General features: G+C 61.8%; 17 protein-coding genes. 6 read left to right on the top strand and 11 right to left on the bottom strand.

Features of this window, described 5'->3' with window-relative positions:
• Positions 1–27: 27 nt before the first annotated feature.
• Together ACR0NJ_RS03020 and ACR0NJ_RS03015 are read right to left on the bottom strand one after the other, a co-directional pair.
• The gene (locus ACR0NJ_RS03020) at positions 28–1,380 is read right to left on the bottom strand and encodes an MmgE/PrpD family protein (RefSeq protein WP_480815653.1); all 1,353 of its coding nucleotides are present in this window, start codon (positions 1,378–1,380) and stop codon (positions 28–30) included.
• Positions 1,377–3,818, bottom strand: coding sequence for a GcvT family protein (locus ACR0NJ_RS03015; protein ID WP_480815652.1), 2,442 nt, complete (start codon positions 3,816–3,818; stop codon positions 1,377–1,379). Before ACR0NJ_RS03015 ends, ACR0NJ_RS03020 begins: the two co-directional genes overlap by 4 nt.
• A gap of 380 nt (positions 3,819–4,198) precedes the next feature.
• Between ACR0NJ_RS03015 and ACR0NJ_RS03010 the strand changes: the two genes are divergently transcribed.
• A complete protein-coding gene (locus tag ACR0NJ_RS03010) occupies positions 4,199–4,528 on the top strand; it encodes a hypothetical protein (RefSeq protein WP_480815651.1) in 330 nt (109 codons plus the stop codon).
• A 4-nt stretch (positions 4,529–4,532) separates the two neighbouring features.
• On the opposite strand, the gene ACR0NJ_RS03005 is transcribed toward ACR0NJ_RS03010, so the two are convergent.
• Both ACR0NJ_RS03005 and trhO read right to left on the bottom strand, forming a co-directional pair.
• Positions 4,533–5,033: an ion channel gene (locus tag ACR0NJ_RS03005; protein WP_480815650.1), complete on the bottom strand. Its 501-nt coding sequence runs from the start codon at positions 5,031–5,033 to the stop codon at positions 4,533–4,535.
• A gap of 65 nt (positions 5,034–5,098) precedes the next feature.
• Positions 5,099–6,004 (bottom strand): oxygen-dependent tRNA uridine(34) hydroxylase TrhO, encoded by a 906-nt coding sequence (gene trhO / locus ACR0NJ_RS03000; protein ID WP_480815649.1) that lies wholly within the window; start codon positions 6,002–6,004, stop codon positions 5,099–5,101.
• Positions 6,005–6,100: 96 nt separating this feature from the next.
• Here trhO and pncA point away from each other — a divergent pair, with 96 nt between their 5' ends.
• Positions 6,101–6,694 (top strand): bifunctional nicotinamidase/pyrazinamidase, encoded by a 594-nt coding sequence (pncA, locus tag ACR0NJ_RS02995; RefSeq protein WP_480815648.1) that lies wholly within the window; start codon positions 6,101–6,103, stop codon positions 6,692–6,694.
• Here pncA and ACR0NJ_RS02990 read toward each other — a convergent pair.
• A complete protein-coding gene (locus ACR0NJ_RS02990) occupies positions 6,691–7,218 on the bottom strand; it encodes a hypothetical protein (RefSeq protein WP_480815647.1) in 528 nt (175 codons plus the stop codon). The two genes, pncA and ACR0NJ_RS02990, sit on opposite strands and share 4 nt — an antisense overlap.
• Positions 7,219–7,381: 163 nt before the next feature.
• On the opposite strand from ACR0NJ_RS02990, the gene pncB reads away from it, so the two are divergent.
• On the top strand, positions 7,382–8,674 hold the full coding sequence (pncB, locus tag ACR0NJ_RS02985) for a nicotinate phosphoribosyltransferase (protein ID WP_480815646.1): 1,293 nt from the start codon (positions 7,382–7,384) through the stop codon (positions 8,672–8,674).
• A gap of 8 nt (positions 8,675–8,682) precedes the next feature.
• Here pncB and ACR0NJ_RS02980 read toward each other — a convergent pair whose 3' ends face one another.
• The 6 genes from ACR0NJ_RS02980 to ACR0NJ_RS02955 are packed head-to-tail and all read right to left on the bottom strand — an operon-like array spanning position 8,683 to position 16,187.
• Positions 8,683–10,134, bottom strand: coding sequence for an aldehyde dehydrogenase family protein (locus tag ACR0NJ_RS02980; protein WP_480815645.1), 1,452 nt, complete (start codon positions 10,132–10,134; stop codon positions 8,683–8,685).
• A gap of 45 nt (positions 10,135–10,179) precedes the next feature.
• Positions 10,180–11,775, bottom strand: a complete 1,596-nt coding sequence (locus tag ACR0NJ_RS02975) for an ABC transporter ATP-binding protein (RefSeq protein ID WP_480815644.1) — start codon at positions 11,773–11,775, stop codon at positions 10,180–10,182.
• Positions 11,772–12,587, bottom strand: a complete 816-nt coding sequence (locus tag ACR0NJ_RS02970) for an ABC transporter permease (RefSeq protein ID WP_480815643.1) — start codon at positions 12,585–12,587, stop codon at positions 11,772–11,774. Before ACR0NJ_RS02970 ends, ACR0NJ_RS02975 begins: the two co-directional genes overlap by 4 nt.
• Positions 12,584–13,531 (bottom strand): ABC transporter permease, encoded by a 948-nt coding sequence (locus tag ACR0NJ_RS02965; RefSeq protein WP_480815642.1) that lies wholly within the window; start codon positions 13,529–13,531, stop codon positions 12,584–12,586. Before ACR0NJ_RS02965 ends, ACR0NJ_RS02970 begins: the two co-directional genes overlap by 4 nt.
• A 40-nt stretch (positions 13,532–13,571) precedes the next feature.
• Entirely contained in the window at positions 13,572–14,642 is a 1,071-nt protein-coding gene (locus ACR0NJ_RS02960) for a ligand-gated ion channel (RefSeq protein WP_480815641.1), read from the bottom strand.
• A gap of 57 nt (positions 14,643–14,699) precedes the next feature.
• Positions 14,700–16,187, bottom strand: coding sequence for an ABC transporter substrate-binding protein (locus ACR0NJ_RS02955; RefSeq protein WP_480815640.1), 1,488 nt, complete (start codon positions 16,185–16,187; stop codon positions 14,700–14,702).
• 171 nt (positions 16,188–16,358) lie between these two features.
• Between ACR0NJ_RS02955 and panB the strand changes: the two genes are divergently transcribed.
• The 3 genes from panB (at position 16,359) to glpK (ending at position 19,597) form a co-directional block, all read left to right on the top strand.
• Entirely contained in the window at positions 16,359–17,198 is an 840-nt protein-coding gene (gene panB / locus ACR0NJ_RS02950; protein ID WP_480815639.1) for a 3-methyl-2-oxobutanoate hydroxymethyltransferase, read from the top strand.
• On the top strand, positions 17,195–18,046 hold the full coding sequence (panC, locus tag ACR0NJ_RS02945) for a pantoate--beta-alanine ligase (RefSeq protein ID WP_480815638.1): 852 nt from the start codon (positions 17,195–17,197) through the stop codon (positions 18,044–18,046). Before panB ends, panC begins: the two co-directional genes overlap by 4 nt.
• A gap of 72 nt (positions 18,047–18,118) precedes the next feature.
• Positions 18,119–19,597 carry a glycerol kinase GlpK gene (gene glpK / locus ACR0NJ_RS02940; protein ID WP_480815637.1) on the top strand — a complete coding sequence of 493 codons (1,479 nt, stop codon included), beginning with the start codon at positions 18,119–18,121 and terminating at the stop codon, positions 19,595–19,597.
• The last annotated feature ends 87 nt before the right edge of the window (positions 19,598–19,684 follow it).

Raw genomic sequence — 19,684 nt, 5'->3', positions numbered from 1 at the left:
GGGTGGGTCGTGAAACCTGCTGCAAAGTCAAGGTGCAGGTGGGGCATATAAGTGTTTGGCGAGGTCCGCATAGCGAGACCCATTTTCGGTCCAGCCAAGGATTGCCGCGCGAATGGCGTCGGCGCGCTCAGTGCCGATAACTGGGGATGCGAATTGCATGTATTTTGCCATGATCTCGTGTTTCGTCAGCGGATCTTCCAACCCGCCTCGGGCGGGAATATCACCTGATTTCAGAACGCGCCCATCGGTTGTCGTGATCTCGACATCTGCCCAGCGGCCCTCCGGGAACCGCGCGTTGTGGCGTTCGCTCTCAGCGACGTTGATCTTTGTCATCAAGTCCGCAACGGCTGGGTCCGAAAGGCCCATGCCCGAGATATGCTCGACCCCAATCCGCCCATGCACCGCTTGAACGGCAACGGCGAAGGGCAGAGAATACTGCGCCTGAGACGTGGTTTCCGGCTGGCCCGCAAACAGGCAGGCGGCTTGCCGGAAGCTGTTGATATGGATCGCACCGATCTGCGCCGCAGTCAGATCGTGATCACGCATCACGGCCCGGACACCGTCGATTGCGGCATGGGCCCAGCGGCAAATCGGATAGGGTTTGATGTACTGATCCTCGACCTGCCAGACCTGGCCCAGATCGACCCAATACAGCGCGGCCTCTTCCGCCTCAATGGTGATGGCGGGTGCGCCGGTAAAGCCTTGTTGGGCCAGAATGGCGGCGGACATCCCGGCCAGAGCCCCCCAGCCGGACCCGTCATGCAGCATGGTGGGGTTGGCAATCTCACGCATCATCTGGCTGCGGGGGCCGTGGTATTCGGCGATGCCCATCGCCTGCCGCATCTGACCCGGTGTCAGCCTGCGCAACCGCGCCGCCATGGCCACCACGCCCAGCGCGTTCCAGGCACCGGAGGTGTGATAATCGCTGACGCTGGCATGCAGCGACAGCCCGGCGCGCCCGGCGATCTCATAGCCGGTGACCACGGCTGCCAAAGCCTCGGGGCCGGTCAGATCGGGGCACTGCTCGGCCAGCGCGGCAAGGGCGGGCAGAACCACAACGCCAATATGGCCTTTGACCGGGTTGTACCCGTCATGCCCATCCAGATTGTCCGTCTGCGTGGCGGCGGCATAGGCCGCGCCCGTCATGCTGACCGCGCGCCCGTCAAACAACATACGCGCGGTGAACGCTGGATCAGAACTGCCGAAAAGCAGCGCCGCCGTGTTGCGCGCGATCACCCCGGCCTGCATCGGGCCCGAGGCGATCAGGATGCCCATCGTATCCAGCATCAACAGCGCGGCGGCTTCACGCGCGCTCTCGGGTATGTCCTCCACCGTCCGGTTGAGCGCAAACTCGGCAACGCGGGCGAAGGTGCCGGTCACTTAGCGGCCACCATCACCGGCTGGACATCGCGCAGGCGCAGGCCCTTGGGATCGAACGGAGGCTCAGACAGGAGTCTGGCCGTGTGCGGCTTGCCGAGGATGAAAATCTCAACCGCGTCGCCGGGACTGGCCACGTTCGGGTCGGCATATCCGATGGCCAGCGATTTTCCGACCGAATAGCCAAATGCGCCCGAGGTCACCCGCCCGACAGGTTTACCATCCGGTGTGAAAATCGGCTCACCCCCGGCGGCGTCGGCATCCACCGCGTCAACCTCGAAGATCGACAGAACCTCACGCGCGGGGTTGTCCTTGATGGACAGATAGGCGTCTTTGTGCAGGAAGTCCTTGTCCAGCTTGATCAGGCCGGACAGACCAACCTCTTGCGGCCAGTATTCCTGAGAATATTCCCGGCCCCACGAGCCATAGCCTTTTTCGATGCGCAGCGAGCCCAGAGCACGACCTCCGACCGGTCCGCCGCCCAGCGCCTTTGCAGCGTCCAAAAGCGCCGAATAGAGCCTGATCTGGTCGGCTTCGGCGCAGTGCAGCTCCCACCCCAGATCGCCAGTGAAACTGACGCGGATGGCCAGACAGGTGACCCCGGCGACGTCGATGGTTTGCGAGCGCATAAACCGGAACGCCTCGTTCGACAGGTCCGCATTGGTCAGTCTTTGCAGCAGATCGCGTGACTTGGGACCGGCAACGTTGAAGCCTGCGATGCGGTCGGTTGCGACCTCGAACGAGGTGCCTTCGGGCAGATCGACCATGTTGAAGAACCTTTGATGGTAACGCTCGGCCATGCCCGAGCCGATCATCATGTATTCGTCTTCGGCAGTCTTGGTGATGGTAAAATCACCCGCGACACCGCCCCGGACCGAGATCATCGGGGTCAAACAAGATCGCCCGACTTCGGTCGGCACATGGTTGGCGACAAGGCGATCCAGCCAGTCCCGTGCGCCGGGACCCTTGATCACGTAGTTGGCGAAGTTCGAGATATCGATGACGCCGACAACCTCTCGCAGCATGCGCACTTCACGACCCACTTGTTCCCACCAGTTCTGGCGGGTGAAGCCGTTGGTGTCGGTCACGCCGGGCTGATCGGCAAACCACAGCGGATGTTCCCAGCCGCAGTTCAGGCCAAAGACGCAGCCCATTTGCTTCTGCATCTCATAGGCCGGACGCAGGCGGGCGGGACGACCGGCGCTGCGCTCTTCGTTCGGGAAATGGATGGCGAAACGGTGGGTGTACTGATCCTCGACCCGCGCCTTGGTAAAGGCCTTGTCGGCCCAGTCACCGAACCGAGCCAGATCCCAGGCGAACATGTCATATTGTGGCTCGCCCTCGATCATCCATTGCGCCGCCAGCAGGCCGAGACCGCCGGATTGCGAAAACCCGGGGATGATCCCGGTGCAACAGAAATAGTTCTGCAACTCGGGCACCGGCCCCCACAGCGCGTTTGCGTCCGGCGACCAGATCATTGGACCGTTGATCACCCGCTTCACTCCGGCGGTGGCGGCCACCGGCACGCGTTCGGTGGCGCGGATGACGTTTTCCATGATGCGGTCCAGATCGTCGGGGAACAGATCGTGGGCAAAATTCAGTGGGGTGCCGTTTTCGGCCCAGAACCGCATGTCTTTTTCGTAAGCGCCGATCAGCAACCCGTTGCCTTCCTGCCGGAAGTAATACTCACCATCCCGATCAGCGATTGAGGGCAATCGGCGTCCGATCGCGGCGACCTCATCAATCGAATCCGTTACGAAATACTGATGCTCGGTTGGTTGCAGCGGCAGTTCAAGGCCCACCAGCGCCGCCACTTCGCGCCCCCACAGGCCCCCAGCATTCACCACCCATTGCGTGTGAATATCGCCCTTCTCCGTGCGCACGATCCAGCTGCCGTCGGGCTGCGGATCAGTGCCTATTACGGGGCAAAACCGCTCAACCGTTGCCCCCATCGCCCGCGCCCCTGCGGCATAGGCATGGGTCACGCCCGAAGGGTCCACATTGCCGCCATCGGGTTCAAACATGATACAGCGGATGTCGTCGAACTGCGCCAGCGGGTGAAGTTCCATGGCCTGTTCGCGGCTGATTTCGTGAAAGTTCAGGCCATAAAACCGCGCCTTGGCCTCCTGCAGGCGCAGTTGCTGTTCGCGCTCTTCGGTCTGCGCCAGATACAGCGAGCCGGGCTGGAACACACCGCAGCCCTGCCCGGTTTCCTGCTCAAGCTCTTTATACAGGTTCATCGTATAGTGCTGGATGCGGGTGACGTTGTTGTTGTCGTGCAGCCCGTGGATACCGGCGGCGGCGTGCCAGGTAGAGCCGCTGGTCAACTCGTCCCGTTCCAGCAGGACCACATCGGTCCAGCCAAGCTTGGCCAGATGGTACAGGATCGAGCAGCCGACCAGCCCCCCTCCGATCACAACGGCCTGAGCGTGGGTTTTCATGGGTTTGCTCTCCTCATGCGCAACATTGCCCTGTGGCAAAGTCAGCCACAGGCGTGCGACGGCTTATGCTCTGTTCCCGACGTGAAATGTCGGTAAAGGCGCCTTGGGCAGCGGAAACAAGCGCAGCGTCGGCGGAACATCGCCTTTCGCGACCCTGCGCACGCCGCGGTGAGCAGTTGTGAGTTGAAATGACCTGCGCTGATTCTTTCATTGACCTTAAGGCACGGAAAACCGTGTGGAACAGGTCGAAACGCGACGGGACAGGCTGGTTCAAAAAGCGGTGAAAACCGCCCGGATCAGTGAAAATCTTGAAAAAGTTCCTAAAATGTTCTATATTTGTTCCGCAGAGATATCCAAGGCGGAACGGAGGTATCTGAGCCATGACCAACGCTGCCCGTCAAAGCTGGTACGACGCACCCAGCAACGATTATCATATGCTGCCTGTCACCGACCGGCAGATGCGCTATGCCCGCGCCATTGCGCAGCAATCGGCGCTGGAGATTCCGGTTGAGGCGCAGCGCGACCGCCGCGCGCTGTCGAACTGGATTTCGGCGCACAAGCCCAGCGCCACCTCGCAATTCGACAATTACCCGACGGGCAAACAAGTGGCCTTTGCCGAGCGGATATCGCGCAGCAAGCGCCGCCCGGTTCCGTCCGAGTGCTTTCGCGACAAGCAGATGATGTCGCGCTGGATCGACCAGAATAAGTAAGGCGCTACTTGCCGTGGTTGCGCGCATAAAGCGCGACGGCGGCCGCCACGAACATGCCCAGCAGGATGTAGCCCGTCACCGCCTCGGACACCGCAAGCGCGCGGCACAGGCCGGTCGGGGCCATGTCGCCATAGCCCACGGTGGTGAAGGTGACGTAAGAGAAATACAGGATATCCGCAGGGCCGCGCGCACCGACGACGCAATTGTCGTTGTACCCAAACGCGCCGTAGACGGCGGCGAACAGGAAGGGCACGACCTGAATGAAGGACACGCCCATCAGAAACAGCAGCCGGCGCGGCGATTTCACCTGAGTCATGTAGAACCAGGATTGCGACACGATCCACAGCACCAGTCCTACGGACGCGATGGTGCCGATTGTGTCGCCTGCGGCGGCCTCGCTCAGGCGCGACAGGCCGAACCACGCCAGAAAACTGGCCACGATCATCCCAACCGCCGCTATCAGCGTCGATTTCCATTCTTCCAAGGTTACCGGTTCGCGGGACATTCCTGCTCCATCTTGCTGGCCTGCCCCGGATATTCCGGTTTCCGGCGCGGGCCCGCAAGCTGAATTCAGTCTGACCCCAGATGCTCCGAGCCGCGCGCACGGGCCAGCAGGATTTGCTTTTGCCGCTCGCGAAAGCGCATCTTGTCAGCCTCGGAGGTCTCGTTGAAGCATTGGTGGCATGCCACGCCATGCTCGTATTCCGGGCGTTTCACATCTTCGGGCAGGATCGGGCGGCGACAGCCGTGGCACAGCTTGTGCGGCCCCTCGACCAGTCCGTGCCCGACCGAAACGCGGTTGTCGAACACGAAACAGTCGCCCTGCCAGGTGCTGTCTTCGGCGGGCATCTCTTCGAGATACCGCAGGATGCCGCCTTTGAGGTGATAGACATCCTCGACCCCCTGCCCCAACAGGTAATTGGTGGATTTCTCGCAGCGGATACCGCCGGTGCAGAACATGGCAACGCGCTTGTTGTGGAAGCGGTCCTTGTTCTGCTCCCACCAGGCCGGGAAATCGCGAAAACTGGCTGTTTCAGGGTCTATTGCGCCTTCAAACGTGCCAATCGCCACCTCGTAATCGTTGCGGGTGTCAATCACCACCACATCGTCCTGACGGATCAAATCGTTCCAGTCCTGCGGTTCAACATAGTGACCGACGCTGGCGCGCGGATCGACGTCCGGCTGGTCCATGGTGACGATCTCTTTCTTCAGGCGGACCTTCATCTTGCCGAAGGGCGGGTGATCGGCGGTGGCCTCTTTCCACTCCAGCCCGTCGCAGCCCGGCACGGCGCGGATATGAGCCAGCACCGCGTCAATCCCCGCACGCGGGCCCGCGATGGTGCCGTTGATCCCCTCTTGTGCCAGCAAAAGCGTGCCTTTGACGCTCTGCGCGTGGCACAGGTTCAGCAGCGGGTCGCGCAGCGCAGCGGGGTCCGGGAAGCGGGTAAAGTGATACAGGGCAGCGATGGTGTACATCCGCGCGGTCTAAACCCGCCGGGCCAAAGTCGCAAGGCACCGCATTGACGCCCGGCCCGCGGCCCCCTACCGATACACCTGTGCAAGGAGGCCACTATGACCCACGCCCTGATCGTAATCGATGTCCAGAACGATTTCTGCCCCGGCGGCGCGCTGGCCGTGGCCGGAGGGGATGAGGTTGTCGCCCCGATCAACGCCATGATGGATGACTTCGATGCCGTGATCCTGACGCAGGACTGGCACCCGGCAAGCCATTCCTCTTTCGCCAGTTCACATGACGACAAAGACCCGTTCGAGATGACCGAGATGGACTATGGCCCGCAGGTCCTGTGGCCCGATCACTGCGTTCAGGGCACCAGCGGGGCCGATTTTCACCCCAATCTGCGCACCCATGCCGATCTTGTCATCCGCAAAGGCTTTCGACCGGGCATCGACAGCTATTCAGCCTTTTTCGAAAACGACCAGACAACGCCAACCGGGCTCAAAGGCTATCTGGACTCGCGCGGGATTACGGAATTGACCTTGGTCGGGCTCGCCACGGATTTCTGCGTGCATTTCTCAGCCGTTGATGCGGCAAGGCTCGGCTTTGACGTCACCGTCAGGATGGACGCCTGCCGGGCTATCGACATGGACGGCTCGCTCGAGGCCGCCAAACAGGCCATGCAAAAGGCCGGGGTGACACTGGCTTAGGGCGACGCACCCGCTGCCGCCAGATACTTCAGCAGCGCAAACAGCATGACAGCAATCCCAAGGGCGAACCCGATGCGCCCCGACAGGGGACGGCGTTTTGGTTTTGCCTCGGCACGTTGCGGCGGAACCCGGCGGGGCGCAGGGCGGATGACGCCAGTTGCAGGGCGCGCACGCCTGACATGGTCCAGAAACTGCGACAGGTCGAAATCGCCGCAATATTCGCCTTGCAGGCCCTGGTGTCTGATGTTGTCAAAAAGATCGTACAGAACTCCAATCCGGTCCGTCAGATCCTCGGCCGGATAAATGTCCGCCGCAATGCCGCTGCGCCGCGATTCCAGGCTGAACCCGGCGTCCAGAAACATGGCCCGGATTTTCGGCGACGTTCCCCGCAACGCATCCGCCGTCCGGATGTCGCGAAACACCGCGCGCACCGGGCGCTCTGTGTCAGGTTGATCCCCAGCCTTGGCAGGATCGGTCCGGTCCGGTGCAACCTTTACAATGTCAAAATCGTACTCGAGACCCATTCACAAACTCAGTTCCGTCTTTCCATCCCCCACCTCACTAACCTGTGAAAACAACACACAATATGCCCGCTTTGTGACTGGACATTGGCATTGTCACCAAATCAGCGACTCTTGCCATTCACCGTGCCGATTGATCTAACAACGGAAATCGCAGGAGTTCCCCATGGTCGATATCGCGACCCGTGTCTACAATCACAAATGGAAGATCGACCCGATTGTCCGGTCTTTGATCGACACGGACTTCTACAAACTGCTGATGTGCCAGTCAGTGTTTCGAAACAAGCCCCAAACCGATGTGGTGTTCTCGTTGATCAACCGCTCGAATCACGTGCCATTGGCCCGTTTGATCGACGAAGGAGAGCTGCGGGAACAGCTGGATCACATCCGCTCGCTCAGCCTCAGCCGGGGCGAAAGCACCTGGCTGCGGGGCAACATGTTCTATGGCAAACGGCAGATGTTCCGGTCGGATTTCATGGAATGGTTCGAGGATCTGCGCCTGCCAGCCTATCATCTGGAGCGCAAGGGCGATCAGTATGAACTGACGTTCGAGGGCAAATGGCACGAGGTCATGCTGTGGGAAATTCCGGCTTTGGCGGTGTTGATGGAACTGCGCTCGCGCGCGGTGTTGAACGACATGCGGCGGTTCGAGTTGCAGGTGCTTTATGCCCGCGCGATGACGCGAGTCTGGGAAAAGATCGAAACGCTGGGGCGCATCGACGGTCTTGGGATCGCCGATTTCGGCACGCGGCGGCGGCATTCGTTTCTGTGGCAAGACTGGTGCGTGCAGGCGATGATCGAGGGGCTGGGGCCCGCGTTCACCGGCACCTCGAACTGCCTGATCGCCATGCGTCGCGAGGTCGAAGCGATCGGCACCAACGCGCACGAACTGCCCATGGTCTATTCCGCGCTGGCCGATACGGATGAGGGGCTGGCGCAAGCGCCCTATGATGTTCTTAGCGACTGGCATGACGAACATGACGGCAACTTACGCATCATTCTGCCCGACACTTACGGCACCAAGGGGTTTCTGGATCATGCCCCCGACTGGCTTGCGGGCTGGACCGGCATCCGCATCGACAGCGGCGACCCGGCGGCCGGGGCCGAGATTGCCATCGACTGGTGGAAATCGCGTGGCGAGGACCCGGCGCAGAAACGGATTATCTTTTCGGACGGGCTGGATGTTGAGAAAATCCGGGAATTGCACAGCCAGTTTGCGGACCGTGCCAATATCTCGTTCGGTTGGGGCACCTTGCTGACCAACGATTTCCGAGGGCTTGTCCCGGATGATGCGCTGGCCCCGTTTTCGCTGGTGTGCAAAGCGGTTTCCGCCAATGGACGCCCGACCGTCAAACTGTCCGACAACCCGGAAAAGGCGATGGGTCCGGCAGACCAGATCAGCCGCTACAAACGGATATTCGGCGTGGGTGCCCAGGAACCGATCGAGGTGATCGTCTGATCAGTGAATCAGCCGTGATAGGCGGCAACCGTTTTGAGTTGGGAAAAGCCATACAAGGCCTCAAACCCCTTTTCGCGGCCATGCCCCGATTTGCCAACGCCGCCAAAAGGCAGTTCCACGCCACCCCCGGCCCCGTAATTGTTGATGAACACCTGCCCCGACCGCAGTTGTTTCGCCAGCCGCATCTGCCGCGCGCCGTCGCAGGTCCAGATGCTGGCGACAAGGCCATACTCGGTGCTGTTGGCTATGGTTAGAGCCTGTTCTTCGGTCTCAAATGGGATCAAGACCTGCACCGGGCCAAAGATCTCCTGCTGCGCCAGAATGTGATCCGGCGGCACGTCTGCGAACAAGGTGGGTAGAACGTAAGCGCCGGTTTCGGGCGTGTCGTCCACGATCTGCCCCTGCGCCGCAAGGGTCAGGTCCGCTCCTTGCGCCAGATACCCAGCGACAATCTCTTTCTGCCGGTTGGAAATCAGCGGCCCAACGCGCAGGTCAGTGGTGGCAGGCCCTACTGTCAGGTCAGAATAGGCCTCGGCCATGCGCATTTTGACCAGATCGTAGATACCGCGCTGAACCAGAATGCGAGACGAAGCGGAACAGGTTTGACCCGCATTCTGAATGCCCGCATTCACCAGAAACGGCAGCGCCGCATTCAGATCGGCATCGTCAAAAACCAGCTGAGGCGACTTGCCGCCAAGTTCCAGCGTCACCGGCACCACATTGCGCCCCGCCGCCTGTTGCACCAGCGCCCCGGTCGCGACTGAGCCGGTGAAGGAGATATGGTCGACACCCGGATGCCCCGACAGCGCCGCGCCCGCCTCGGCCCCCAAACCGGGCACCACATTCAACGCGCCTTCGGGCAGCCCGGCCTCTAACGCCAGATGGGCGAAGGCGAGCGCGGTCAGACAGGCCTCTTCCGCCGGTTTCAGAACGCAGGCATTGCCCATCGCCAGCGCCGCGCCGACCGAGCGACCGATGATCTGCATCGGGTAATTCCACGGTACGATATGGCCCGTAACCCCGTGTGGCTCACGCAGGGTGTAGACGGTGTAGCCCTCCAGATAGGGGATGGTCTGTCCCATCACCTTGTCCGCGGCCCCGCCGTAGAACTCGCAATAACGCGCCAAGGCCACCGCATCCGCCCGCGCCTGTGTTAACGGCTTGCCCACATCAAGCGCCTCAAGCAGGGCGAGGTCGTCCAGCCGTTCCAGCACAAGCTGCCCGAGACGGGTCAGGATGCGCCCCCGATCAAGCGCAGTCATACGCCCCCACGTCCCCTCTCGTGCCGATTGCGCTGCCGCAACCGCCGCGTCCACATCCGGCGCACCACCTCGGGCGATCCGGCACAGCTCAGTTCCGTCTGACGGGTTGATCAACGGTAAGGTTTCACCGGACGCGGGAGGCACCCACGCACCGCCGATCAGGCAGAGGCCGGGATCGAACCAAAGCGGGTCAGTCATGTGGTTCTCCTTCTCACACAGACTCTAAACAAGCGGTTTCGGTGTTCATGCGGCCCCCAGAGTGTCAGGCAAAACCGGCGCGGCGTCGATCAGGGATCGGGTGTAGGGATGCTGCGGGTCCGCGAAAACCTGCGCGGTCTCCCCCTGTTCGACGATCTGCCCGGCCTGCATCACCAGAACGCGGTCGGTGATCGTGCGGACAACGCTCAGGTCGTGGCTTATGAACAGATAGGTCAGATCATAAGCCGCGCACAGCTCGGCCAGCAAATCCAGTATCTGCGCCCGGACCGAGACATCGAGGGCCGAGACCGCCTCATCAAACAGGATCAGCTCGGGCCTGATGATCAGCGCCCGCGCGATGGCGATGCGCTGCCGCTGACCGCCCGAGAACTCGTGGATGTATTTCCCCGCGTCATCGGGGCTGAGGCCAACAGCGGTCAGCATTTCACCCACGCGATCCGCTTTCTCGGACCCAATCGGCGGGTTGTCCAGCAGATGAAACGGCTCGGTGATCAGGCGCGAGACCTTGTGGCGTGGGTTGAAGCTGCCGAACGGGTCCTGAAATACGACCTGCATCTTGCGGCGCACTTCAAGGTTGGGTTTATGACCGGTAAAAACCGGCTGTCCGTTCAGCAGAATCTGGCCCTGCTGCACCTCTTCAAGCCCCAAAATTGCTCGTGTTAGGGTCGATTTACCGCATCCGGATTCACCCACCAGCCCCAGACGCTCGCCTTTGTTGAGCGTGAAGCTGACCTGATCGACGGCGCGGTGATGGCCGTGCGGGCCGAACAGACCCGGACGCGGCAGGCGATAGTCGCGCACCACGTTTGCGACTTCGAGCAAGGGCACCGGCTCCGGCGGGGTGGGCAAGGCGACCTGATGGCCCGAGGCCTCGAACAACATCCGGGTATAGGGGTGCTGCATATGGCGCAGCAGGTGATCCGTTGCGCCGGTTTCCACCACCTCGCCCCGCCGCATCACCACGATCCGGTCCGCCATATCGGCCACCACCGCCAGATCGTGTGTGATCATCAACAGGCCCATCCCATATTCCGACACCAGCCCTTTGAGCAGGTCCAGAATCCGCGCCTGCGTGGTGACATCGAGCGCGGTTGTCGGTTCATCCGCGATCAGCAGCCGAGGGCGCAGGGCGATGGCCATGGCGATAACCACGCGCTGGCGCTGACCGCCAGACAGTTCATGCGGATAGCGGGACAGGGGGAACCGGTCCGGCGGCAGGCCGACGCGGCTCAGCACCTCTGCCGCGCGAGCGCGGGCCTGTGCAGGCGGCATGGCCTTGTGGATCAGGATCGTCTCGGTCACCTGATCGCCGATGGTTTTGACCGGGTTCAGTGCGGTCATGGGCTCCTGAAACACCATACCAATGGAAGCGCCGCGCAGGTCGCACATGGCACCCTCGGGCGTGGTCAGCAGGTCCTTCCCGTCCAGCCGGATCGCGCCTGTCGCCTCAGCCCCATTCGGCAGCAATTGCATCACCGCCAAGGCGGTCATGGATTTTCCCGACCCGCTTTCGCCTGTCACGGCGACGATCTGACCCGGCGCGATGGACAGGGTGACCTGTTTCAGGATCGGGGTGCCGTGGATCGATAACGACAGGTCTTTGACCTCAAGCAAACTCATGCGCGCGCCACCCGGATTCTTGGATCCAGCCAGTCGCGCAGCCCGTCGCCCAGCAGGTTCAGCCCCAGCACCGTAACGATGATCGCCAAACCCGGGATCAGAGCCAAATGCGGAGCAAAACTGACCATTGTCTGCGCGTCCGCCAGCATGCGGCCCCAGCTTGGCGTGGGCGGTTGTGCGCCCAGACCGACATAGGACAGGCCCGCCTCGGCCAGTATCCCCAGCGAAAACTGAATGGTCCCCTGAACGATCAGCAGGTTGGCCACATTGGGCAGGATATGTTCGACCGATATCCGCGCCGCGCCCTTGCCTGTGACGCGGGCGGCGAGGATGAACTCGCGCTCCCACAGCGACAGCGCAGCGCCGCGGGTGATGCGGGCAAAGACGGGGATGTTGAAGATACCGATGGCGATGATGGCATTGATCGCCCCGGCCCCAAAAACGGCGGTGATCAGGATCGCGATGACCAGCGAGGGGAAGGCAAAGACCAGATCGTTGCCGCGCATGATGACCTCATCCAGCCACGACCCTTTGCGCGCCGCCGCCGTCAGGCCAAGCGGCACGCCCAGCGCCATGCCGATGCCCACCGCCACCAGCGCCACCGCGATTGAGGTGCGCGCGCCCACCATGATCATCGAGAACATGTCGCGCCCAAAATGATCCGTTCCGAACCAGTTCTGCGCGCTTGGGGTCTGCAGCTTGGACGCAATATCCAGCGCCGCGTGATCAGCGGGGGTCCAGACAAAGGACACAAGGGCGGCCAGCAGAACCAGCGAGGATAGGAACCCGCCAAGGATCAGGTTCCGGCTCATGTGCGGCTCCTGAGGCGGGGATCAACGGCGGCATAGGCCAGATCGACCAGGAAATTCACTGTGATGACGGCAAAGACCAGTAGCATCACCACCGATTCCACCACGATCAGATCGCGGGCGGAAATAGCCTGAAACACCAGCCGGCCCAGACCGGGCAGGTAGAACACTTGTTCAATGATGATTGAGCCTGCCAGCAGGAAGGAAAACTGCAGCCCGATGATGGTCAGCACCGGGATCAGCGCATTACGCACCCCGTGCCGCCACAGCGCCTGACGGCGCGTCAGACCCTTGGCGCGGGCGGTGCGCATGAAATCCTCGCCCAGAATATCCAGCAGGGACGATCGCATGACCCGCGCCAGAATTGCCGCCTGTGGCAGGGCCAGCGCGATGGCTGGCAGGGTCAGGGAATGCAGCCCGGTCCAAAGGCCCTTGTCCCAGCCCGCGAACCCACCGGCATTGAACCAGCGCAGGTTGATGGCGAAGATCAGCACCAGCATCATGGCAAACCAGAAATTAGGCACCGCGATGCCCAGTTGCGTCGCCCCCATCACCGCTTGATCCCCCGCCTTGCCCCGGCGCGCGGCGGCGTAGATACCGGCTGGAAAGGCGATCAACGTGGACAGGGTCAGCGCATAAAGCGCCAGAGGCAGCGACACCCACAGCCGGTCCGCGATCATCTGCGACACCGGCGTGCGATAGGTATAGGAGGTGCCGAAATCCCCGGCCAGCAGGCCGCCGACCCAGTCGAAATACCGCTGCACCTTCGGCACATCCAAGCCAAGCTCAGCCCGCAGCGCGTTCAGTGTATCAGGCTGCGCATTCACACCCAGCATGAACGAGGCCGGATCGCCCGGCGCAATCTCGATCACCGCAAAAATCACCACCGAGGCGACCGCCAGGCTGAGGATCAATGAGATCAGGCGTTTGAGGGCATAGCGTAGCATCCCCGCCACGTTAGGGTCGCAGGCGGGGCGGGTCCAGCACCTAAGGCACCAGAAGATAGGCGAAAACCGCGTAGCCCACGATGGCCGCGTAGCCCAGCGGGTAGAACCACTTGATCGCGTAGTTGTCCAGCGTGCTGGCCAACCTCTCTCGCCCCGAAACCTTGAGCCTGCGCAGGGCTACGTTGAACACGATCAGCGCCCCGGTCATCAGGAACATCCATTGAAGGATGAAATCGAGGAAGGTCAGATAGCCCAGCTTGGGCAAATCCTCGGAAATCGCCCAGTTGAAGGCCACAAAAACCAGCAGATTGGCCCCGGCAATCTCGATCCGCTTGCGGTATTCATCCAGAAAGAACAGCGCCCAGCCGACCGTGATCAGGACCAGCATCGGCAGGAACACCCGGATGACGTAGTAGGTCTGATGCCGATTGCCCTGAAACGCCAGCGCGACCTGATCGCTGTCCCGCCCCGACAGCCCTTTGACCATCGATGTCTCAAGCTGGGCGTTGCCGAGGATCCATTCTTCCTCACCCAACAGATTGCCAAGGCCCGAGTGATCTTCGAGCGGGTAGTAGGTTACGTAGTCCGAGGGGAAAATCGAGACGACCTCAAAATAGAAATCCTGCGTGTCGAACGGGTATTTGCGGAAATTGAAATACGGGGCCTGCAGGGTGAGAGAGGATTTTTCGAGATAGACCACGCTCCCGTCAGATCGCAGCGAGGCTGCGGATTGGTGAATCCACTTGTTCGACTGCTGGTTCTGAATAACGAAGGCGGGCAGGACCGTCCCGATCTGCGCGGCATGATCGGCAAGGTCTTGTGGGTTGAAGACCCGGATGTCGCGGCCCAGCTCTTCAGCGTCGAAGGCCAGGGCGGGATCGGTCCATTCGACCCGCAGCACCACCACAGCCCCGTAGTTTTCGGCTTTTTGATCGACGCTGGTGATCTGGTCGATGCGGATGCCAATCCCGACCTCAAGCGGGTTTTCCGGCGTCCCGGTCAGAGCATCCAGCCGGGTCCCGAGCGCGTTCTGCGCGTCCGCCCGATCAGCCGATAGGGCTGTCAGACAGGCCGCAAAAACAATCAGACAAATGGCACGCAGAAAGAACATTGGGCAATCCGGGTCAGGCACGCTGGGGTCGGGGCCGCACAAACGGCCCCGCAAGAGTCATTCGGACCAGCTGATCGCGGTCAGATCAACGGCGGCCGTTGGCGCGTTTTTCCACAGGCCCTGCACACCGGCTTTGGCAACGCCCAACTTGGCCAGTTGGAACAGATAGCCGTTCACATAGTCGCTGGCGATCAGGCGCTGGGCCTCTCCCAATATCTTGGCGCGCTCATCTGGGTCGGTGGTGATGTTCAGCGTGTCCATCAACGCCTGAAAATCGGTGCTGTCATACTGGAAGTAATATTCCGGGCGGGCGTAGATGCCGATATCCATCGGCTCGGTATGGCTGACGATGGTCAGGCCAAAATCCTTGCCCTTGAACACCGATTCCAGCCATTGCGCCCATTCGACATTAATGATCTCGGCGGTGATTCCGACCTCGGCCAGTTGCGCGGCAATGATCTCACCCCCCCGGCGGGCATAGACGGGCGGCGGCAGGTGCAGCGTGGTCTCGAACCCGTTTTCAAAGCCCGCCTCGGCCAGCAGAGCTTTGGCTTTTTCCGGGTCATAGGCCGAGCCCGCCGTCAGATCGACATAGGCCGGGTTATGTGGCGCGAAATGGGTGCCGATGGGCGTGCCATAGCCGAACATCGCCCCGTCAACGATCGCCTGACGGTCGATGGCATGGGCCAGCGCCTGACGGACGCGGATGTCGTCAAAGGGGGCCTGCTTGTTGTTGGTGGACAGGATCGTCTCCCCCTCGGTCGAGCCGACAAGGACCTGAAAGCGTGGATCAGCCTCGAACTGAGGCAGATTTTCCGGCGCGGGGAAGTTGTCGAATACATCCACATCCTCGGCCATCATGGCGGCAAAGGCCGCCGTCGGGTCCGAGATGAACTTGAACGTCGCTGTCTCTAACGCGGGTTGGTCGCCCCAGTAATTGGGGTTGCGGTTCAGCGTGATGCTGTCGCCCTGCACCCATTCGCCAAAAGTGAACGCTCCGGTGCCAACCGGATTGGTCTTGATGTCGTCGATGCTCTCGGGCCCGACGATCACCGCATCCCCCCAGGCCATGTTGAACAGGAAGTTGCCATTGGGCTCGGACAGAGTGATTTTGACGGTCAGGGGATCAATGACCTCGACGCTTTCGATCCCAGCAAACAGGGCCTTCTGTGCGTTTGCGCTGTCTTCGGCGCGGGCGCGGTCGAGGCTGAATTTGACATCCTCGGCATCCATCGCATTGCCGTCGTGAAAGGTCACACCGTCATGCAGCTTGAAGGTATAGACCTTGCCGTCATCCGAAATCTCCCAGCTTTCCGCCAGCCCCGGCACGACCGAGCCATCGCCCATGAACCGGGTCAGACCTTCGAAGACATTGGTGTAAACCACCGAATCAATGGCCTGCGCGGCGGCGCTGGTCGGGTCCAGATGCGGCGGCTCAAGCTGCATCGCGATGGTGATTTCCGACCGGGCCAGCGCCTGACTGGCCATCACACTGACCCCCAGCGCCAGGGCCGAGGCAAAGGACCGAAACATCTGCTTTGTCATAAAAATCTCTCCCCGCTGAACGTGTCGTGCCTGCTTCGGGCGCAGGCTTTTCTGCCCTCAATGTCGCCATAAACCCTAGGTCAATCAAGGAAATGTTCGCGCAACCGGGGTTTCTATCACCCTGCCCGATCTGCTATGCCGCGCTGCAACATGAATGTCGCAGGAGCGAGCATGAGCGCCACCGCCCGCAAAAAAGCCCCAAATGCCGAGGATATTCGCGCCCGAAAAGGCAGCGATCCGCTGGTCTCGCTGACCGCATACACAACCCCGATGGCGCGGCTGATGGATGCCCATTGCGACTTTGTTCTGGTCGGCGACAGCGTCGGCATGGTGCTGCACGGGCTGGAATCGACCCTTGGCGTGACGATGGAGATGATGATCCTGCACGGCCAAGCCGTCGCGCGCGGGCTGGAAAGCGCCATGATGGTCATCGACATGCCCTTTGCCAGCTATGAACACGACCCGGCGCAGGCCTTTCGCAACGCCGCACGGCTGATGTCGGAAACCGGCGCGGGCGCGGTGAAACTGGAAGGCGGGGTTGAAATGGCCGAGACCATCCGCTTTCTGGTCAAACGCGGCATCCCGGTGATGGCGCATATCGGCCTGACGCCGCAATCGATCAACACTTTGGGCGGCTACAAGGTACAGGGCCGCGACGAGCAGGCCGAAGCGGTGCTGGCTGACGCCCGCGCCGTGGCCGAGGCAGGCGCGTTTTCCGTTGTATTAGAGAAGGTTCCGCAAGGCCTGGCCAACCGGATCACGGCCGAGGTTGCGATCCCCACCATCGGCATCGGAGCCTCGGCCGGGTGCGACGGGCAAATCCTGGTGGTGGATGACATGCTGGGCTTTTTTACCGCGTTCAAACCGAAATTCGTCAAACGCTATGCCGATCTTGGGCCGCAGGCCGAGGCCGCCATCGCCGAATATGCCGCCGAGGTCCGCGCACGCAGCTTCCCGACCGACGACCATGTCTTTGCCGATCAGGCCCCGGCCAAGGGGTCCCGGACATGACAGCCCCCATCCTGCTCCAGTTGGCAGAGCTGCGGGCGCTGACCTCGGAATGGCGCAACAGGGGCGAGGTCATCGGCGTGGTTCCCACAATGGGTGCACTGCATCAGGGCCACCTGTCGCTGGTCGAGACGGCCCGTCGTGATTGCGACCGCGTCATTGTCACGATCTTCGTGAACCCCAAACAGTTCAACAACCCCGAAGACCTTGCCGAATACCCCCGCACCGAAAACGAGGACGCAGAGAAACTGGCCCCCTTTGGCGTGGACGCGATTTATGTACCGGACCCTGACCAGATTTACCCCGAGGGATTCTCGACCACCGTCACGGTCTCGGGCCTGACCGATGTGATGGAGGGCCCCTTTCGACCGGGGCATTTCGAGGGCGTCGCCACTGTGGTGGCCAAACTGTTCCTGCAAACGCAGGCGGATCGGGCCTATTTCGGGAAAAAGGACTATCAGCAACTGATGGTCGTCCGCCGGATGGCCCGCGATCTGGACATTCCGATCGAGGTGATCGGCTGCCCGACGGTGCGGGAACCTTCGGGGTTGGCGATGTCCTCGCGCAATTTGTTGCTATCGCCCAAAGGGCTGAAGATTGCCGCGAAGAAAAATGAAATCATGCGGGGGGTCGCGGACCGCCTGGCCGCGGGCGACGCTTTTGCGCCGCTGGCGCAGCAGGCAAAGACAGACCTGATCGCCGCCGGGTTCACCGAGGTCGAATATATCGACCTGCGCTGCGCCGAGACGCTGGCGGCGCTGACCCATGCCACCTGCCCGGCCCGCCTGTTCATCACCGCCTGGGCCGATGGCGTTCGGCTGATCGACAATATCGCTGTTTCTGCGGCCTGATTTCCGCTCTGGCACCGGCGCGGTTGTTTGCGCTAAAGTCCCGCGAAACGACGCGGGCGGAGGAGCGCAGGCATGACCTATATTCTGGCAATCGATCAGGGCACAACGTCCTCACGCGCGATATTGTTCGACGCGCAGATGCGGCCTGCGGGCACCGCCCAGCACGAGTTTCCGCAGCATTTCCCACAGGAAGGCTGGGTCGAACACGACCCAGAGGACATCTGGACCAGTGTCCTGACCGTCTGCCGAGAGGTGATGGAAACAACCGGTGTGTCTGCCGGGCAGATCGCCGGGATTGGCATCACCAACCAGCGTGAGACCACGGTGATCTGGGACAAGACCACTGGCAAACCCATACACAATGCCATCGTCTGGCAAGACCGCCGCACTGCCGAGATTTGCGCCGGTCTGCGTCAGGCCGGGCACGAGGATGCTGTCACCGCCCAAACCGGCCTGCTGCTGGACCCGTATTTCTCGGGCACCAAGGTCAAATGGCTGCTGGACACAGTCCCGGGTGCCCGCGACAGCGCCGAGGCCGGAGAGCTTTTGTTCGGCACCATCGACAGCTTTCTGATCTGGCGGCTGACCGAGGGTCGCAGCCACGTGACGGATGCCACCAACGCCGCCCGCACCCTGCTGTTCGACATCCACAACGGCGCGTGGAGCGCCGAGATTTGCGATCTGCTGGGCGTGCCGGTGGCAATGCTGCCCGAGGTGAAGGATTGCGCGGCTGATTTCGGAAATACGACCCTATTAGGGGAAAATATCCCGATTTTAGGCGTCGCAGGCGACCAGCAGGCGGCCACCATCGGGCAGGCCTGTTTCCAGCCCGGCATGATGAAATCCACCTACGGGACGGGGTGTTTCGCGCTGCTCAACACGGGTGATAAACCGGTGGACTCGAAAAACCGCCTGCTGACCACGATTGGCTATCAGCTGGACGGCCAGCGCACCTATGCGCTGGAAGGCTCGATCTTTGTCGCCGGGGCGGCGGTGCAATGGCTGCGTGATGCGTTGAAAATCATTGATGCGGCCCCCGAGAGCGGTGATCTGGCGCAGCAGGCCGATCCGACCCAGCATGTGGTGCTGGTGCCTGCCTTTACCGGGCTTGGCGCGCCGTATTGGAAGCCTGACTGCCGCGGCGCGGTGTTTGGCCTGACCCGCAATTCGGGCCGGGCCGAGTTTGCCAAGGCGACGCTGGAAAGCATCGCCTTCCAGACCCGTGACCTGTGGCATGCAATGCAGGGCGACTGGGGCGCGGAAACCGATGTCACGCTGCGGGTGGATGGCGGGGCCAGCGCCTCGAACTGGGCGATGCAGGGCCTGTCGGATTATCTGGGGGCCGAGGTCGACCGCCCGGTGATGCAGGAGACCACCGCCCTGGGCGCGGCCTGGTTGGCCGGGATGCGTGCGGGGGTCTACCCGGATCAGCAGGGGTTTTCGGACACATGGGCGTTGGATCGCCGGTTCAAACCAGAGATGTCGGCCGAGGACCGCGACGCCGCCTATGCCCGCTGGCAGCGGGCTGTTCAGGCGGCGATGGCGTTTTGATTGGACTAGAAAGGGTGATGGGCTGTGTCTTTGGCACATTGAACATGCGCGTTGAGCGACACTGCGCGATGTCGGTTGTGGAGACGA

It is taken from the genome of Ruegeria sp. F11, from assembly GCF_056533855.1.
This window is presented reverse-complemented; position numbering and strand designations above follow the sequence as displayed.

Bases quoted from the DNA above. Each gene is read 5' to 3' on its own strand.
- ACR0NJ_RS02990 (WP_480815647.1), bottom strand. From the start codon at position 7,218: ATGGGTCTCGAGTACGATTTTGACATTGTAAAGGTTGCACCGGACCGG.
- ACR0NJ_RS02975 (WP_480815644.1), bottom strand. From the start codon at position 11,775: ATGAGTTTGCTTGAGGTCAAAGACCTGTCGTTATCGATCCACGGCACC.
- ACR0NJ_RS02965 (WP_480815642.1), bottom strand. From the start codon at position 13,531: ATGCTACGCTATGCCCTCAAACGCCTGATCTCATTGATCCTCAGCCTG.
- pncB (WP_480815646.1), top strand. From the start codon at position 7,382: ATGGTCGATATCGCGACCCGTGTCTACAATCACAAATGGAAGATCGAC.
- ACR0NJ_RS02970 (WP_480815643.1), bottom strand. From the start codon at position 12,587: ATGAGCCGGAACCTGATCCTTGGCGGGTTCCTATCCTCGCTGGTTCTG.
- ACR0NJ_RS03015 (WP_480815652.1), bottom strand. From the start codon at position 3,818: ATGAAAACCCACGCTCAGGCCGTTGTGATCGGAGGGGGGCTGGTCGGC.
- ACR0NJ_RS02960 (WP_480815641.1), bottom strand. From the start codon at position 14,642: ATGTTCTTTCTGCGTGCCATTTGTCTGATTGTTTTTGCGGCCTGTCTG.
- ACR0NJ_RS03010 (WP_480815651.1), top strand. From the start codon at position 4,199: ATGACCAACGCTGCCCGTCAAAGCTGGTACGACGCACCCAGCAACGAT.
- pncA (WP_480815648.1), top strand. From the start codon at position 6,101: ATGACCCACGCCCTGATCGTAATCGATGTCCAGAACGATTTCTGCCCC.
- ACR0NJ_RS03005 (WP_480815650.1), bottom strand. From the start codon at position 5,033: ATGTCCCGCGAACCGGTAACCTTGGAAGAATGGAAATCGACGCTGATA.
- panB (WP_480815639.1), top strand. From the start codon at position 16,359: ATGAGCGCCACCGCCCGCAAAAAAGCCCCAAATGCCGAGGATATTCGC.
- ACR0NJ_RS02980 (WP_480815645.1), bottom strand. From the start codon at position 10,134: ATGACTGACCCGCTTTGGTTCGATCCCGGCCTCTGCCTGATCGGCGGT.
- glpK (WP_480815637.1), top strand. From the start codon at position 18,119: ATGACCTATATTCTGGCAATCGATCAGGGCACAACGTCCTCACGCGCG.
- trhO (WP_480815649.1), bottom strand. From the start codon at position 6,004: ATGTACACCATCGCTGCCCTGTATCACTTTACCCGCTTCCCGGACCCC.
- ACR0NJ_RS02955 (WP_480815640.1), bottom strand. From the start codon at position 16,187: ATGACAAAGCAGATGTTTCGGTCCTTTGCCTCGGCCCTGGCGCTGGGG.
- panC (WP_480815638.1), top strand. From the start codon at position 17,195: ATGACAGCCCCCATCCTGCTCCAGTTGGCAGAGCTGCGGGCGCTGACC.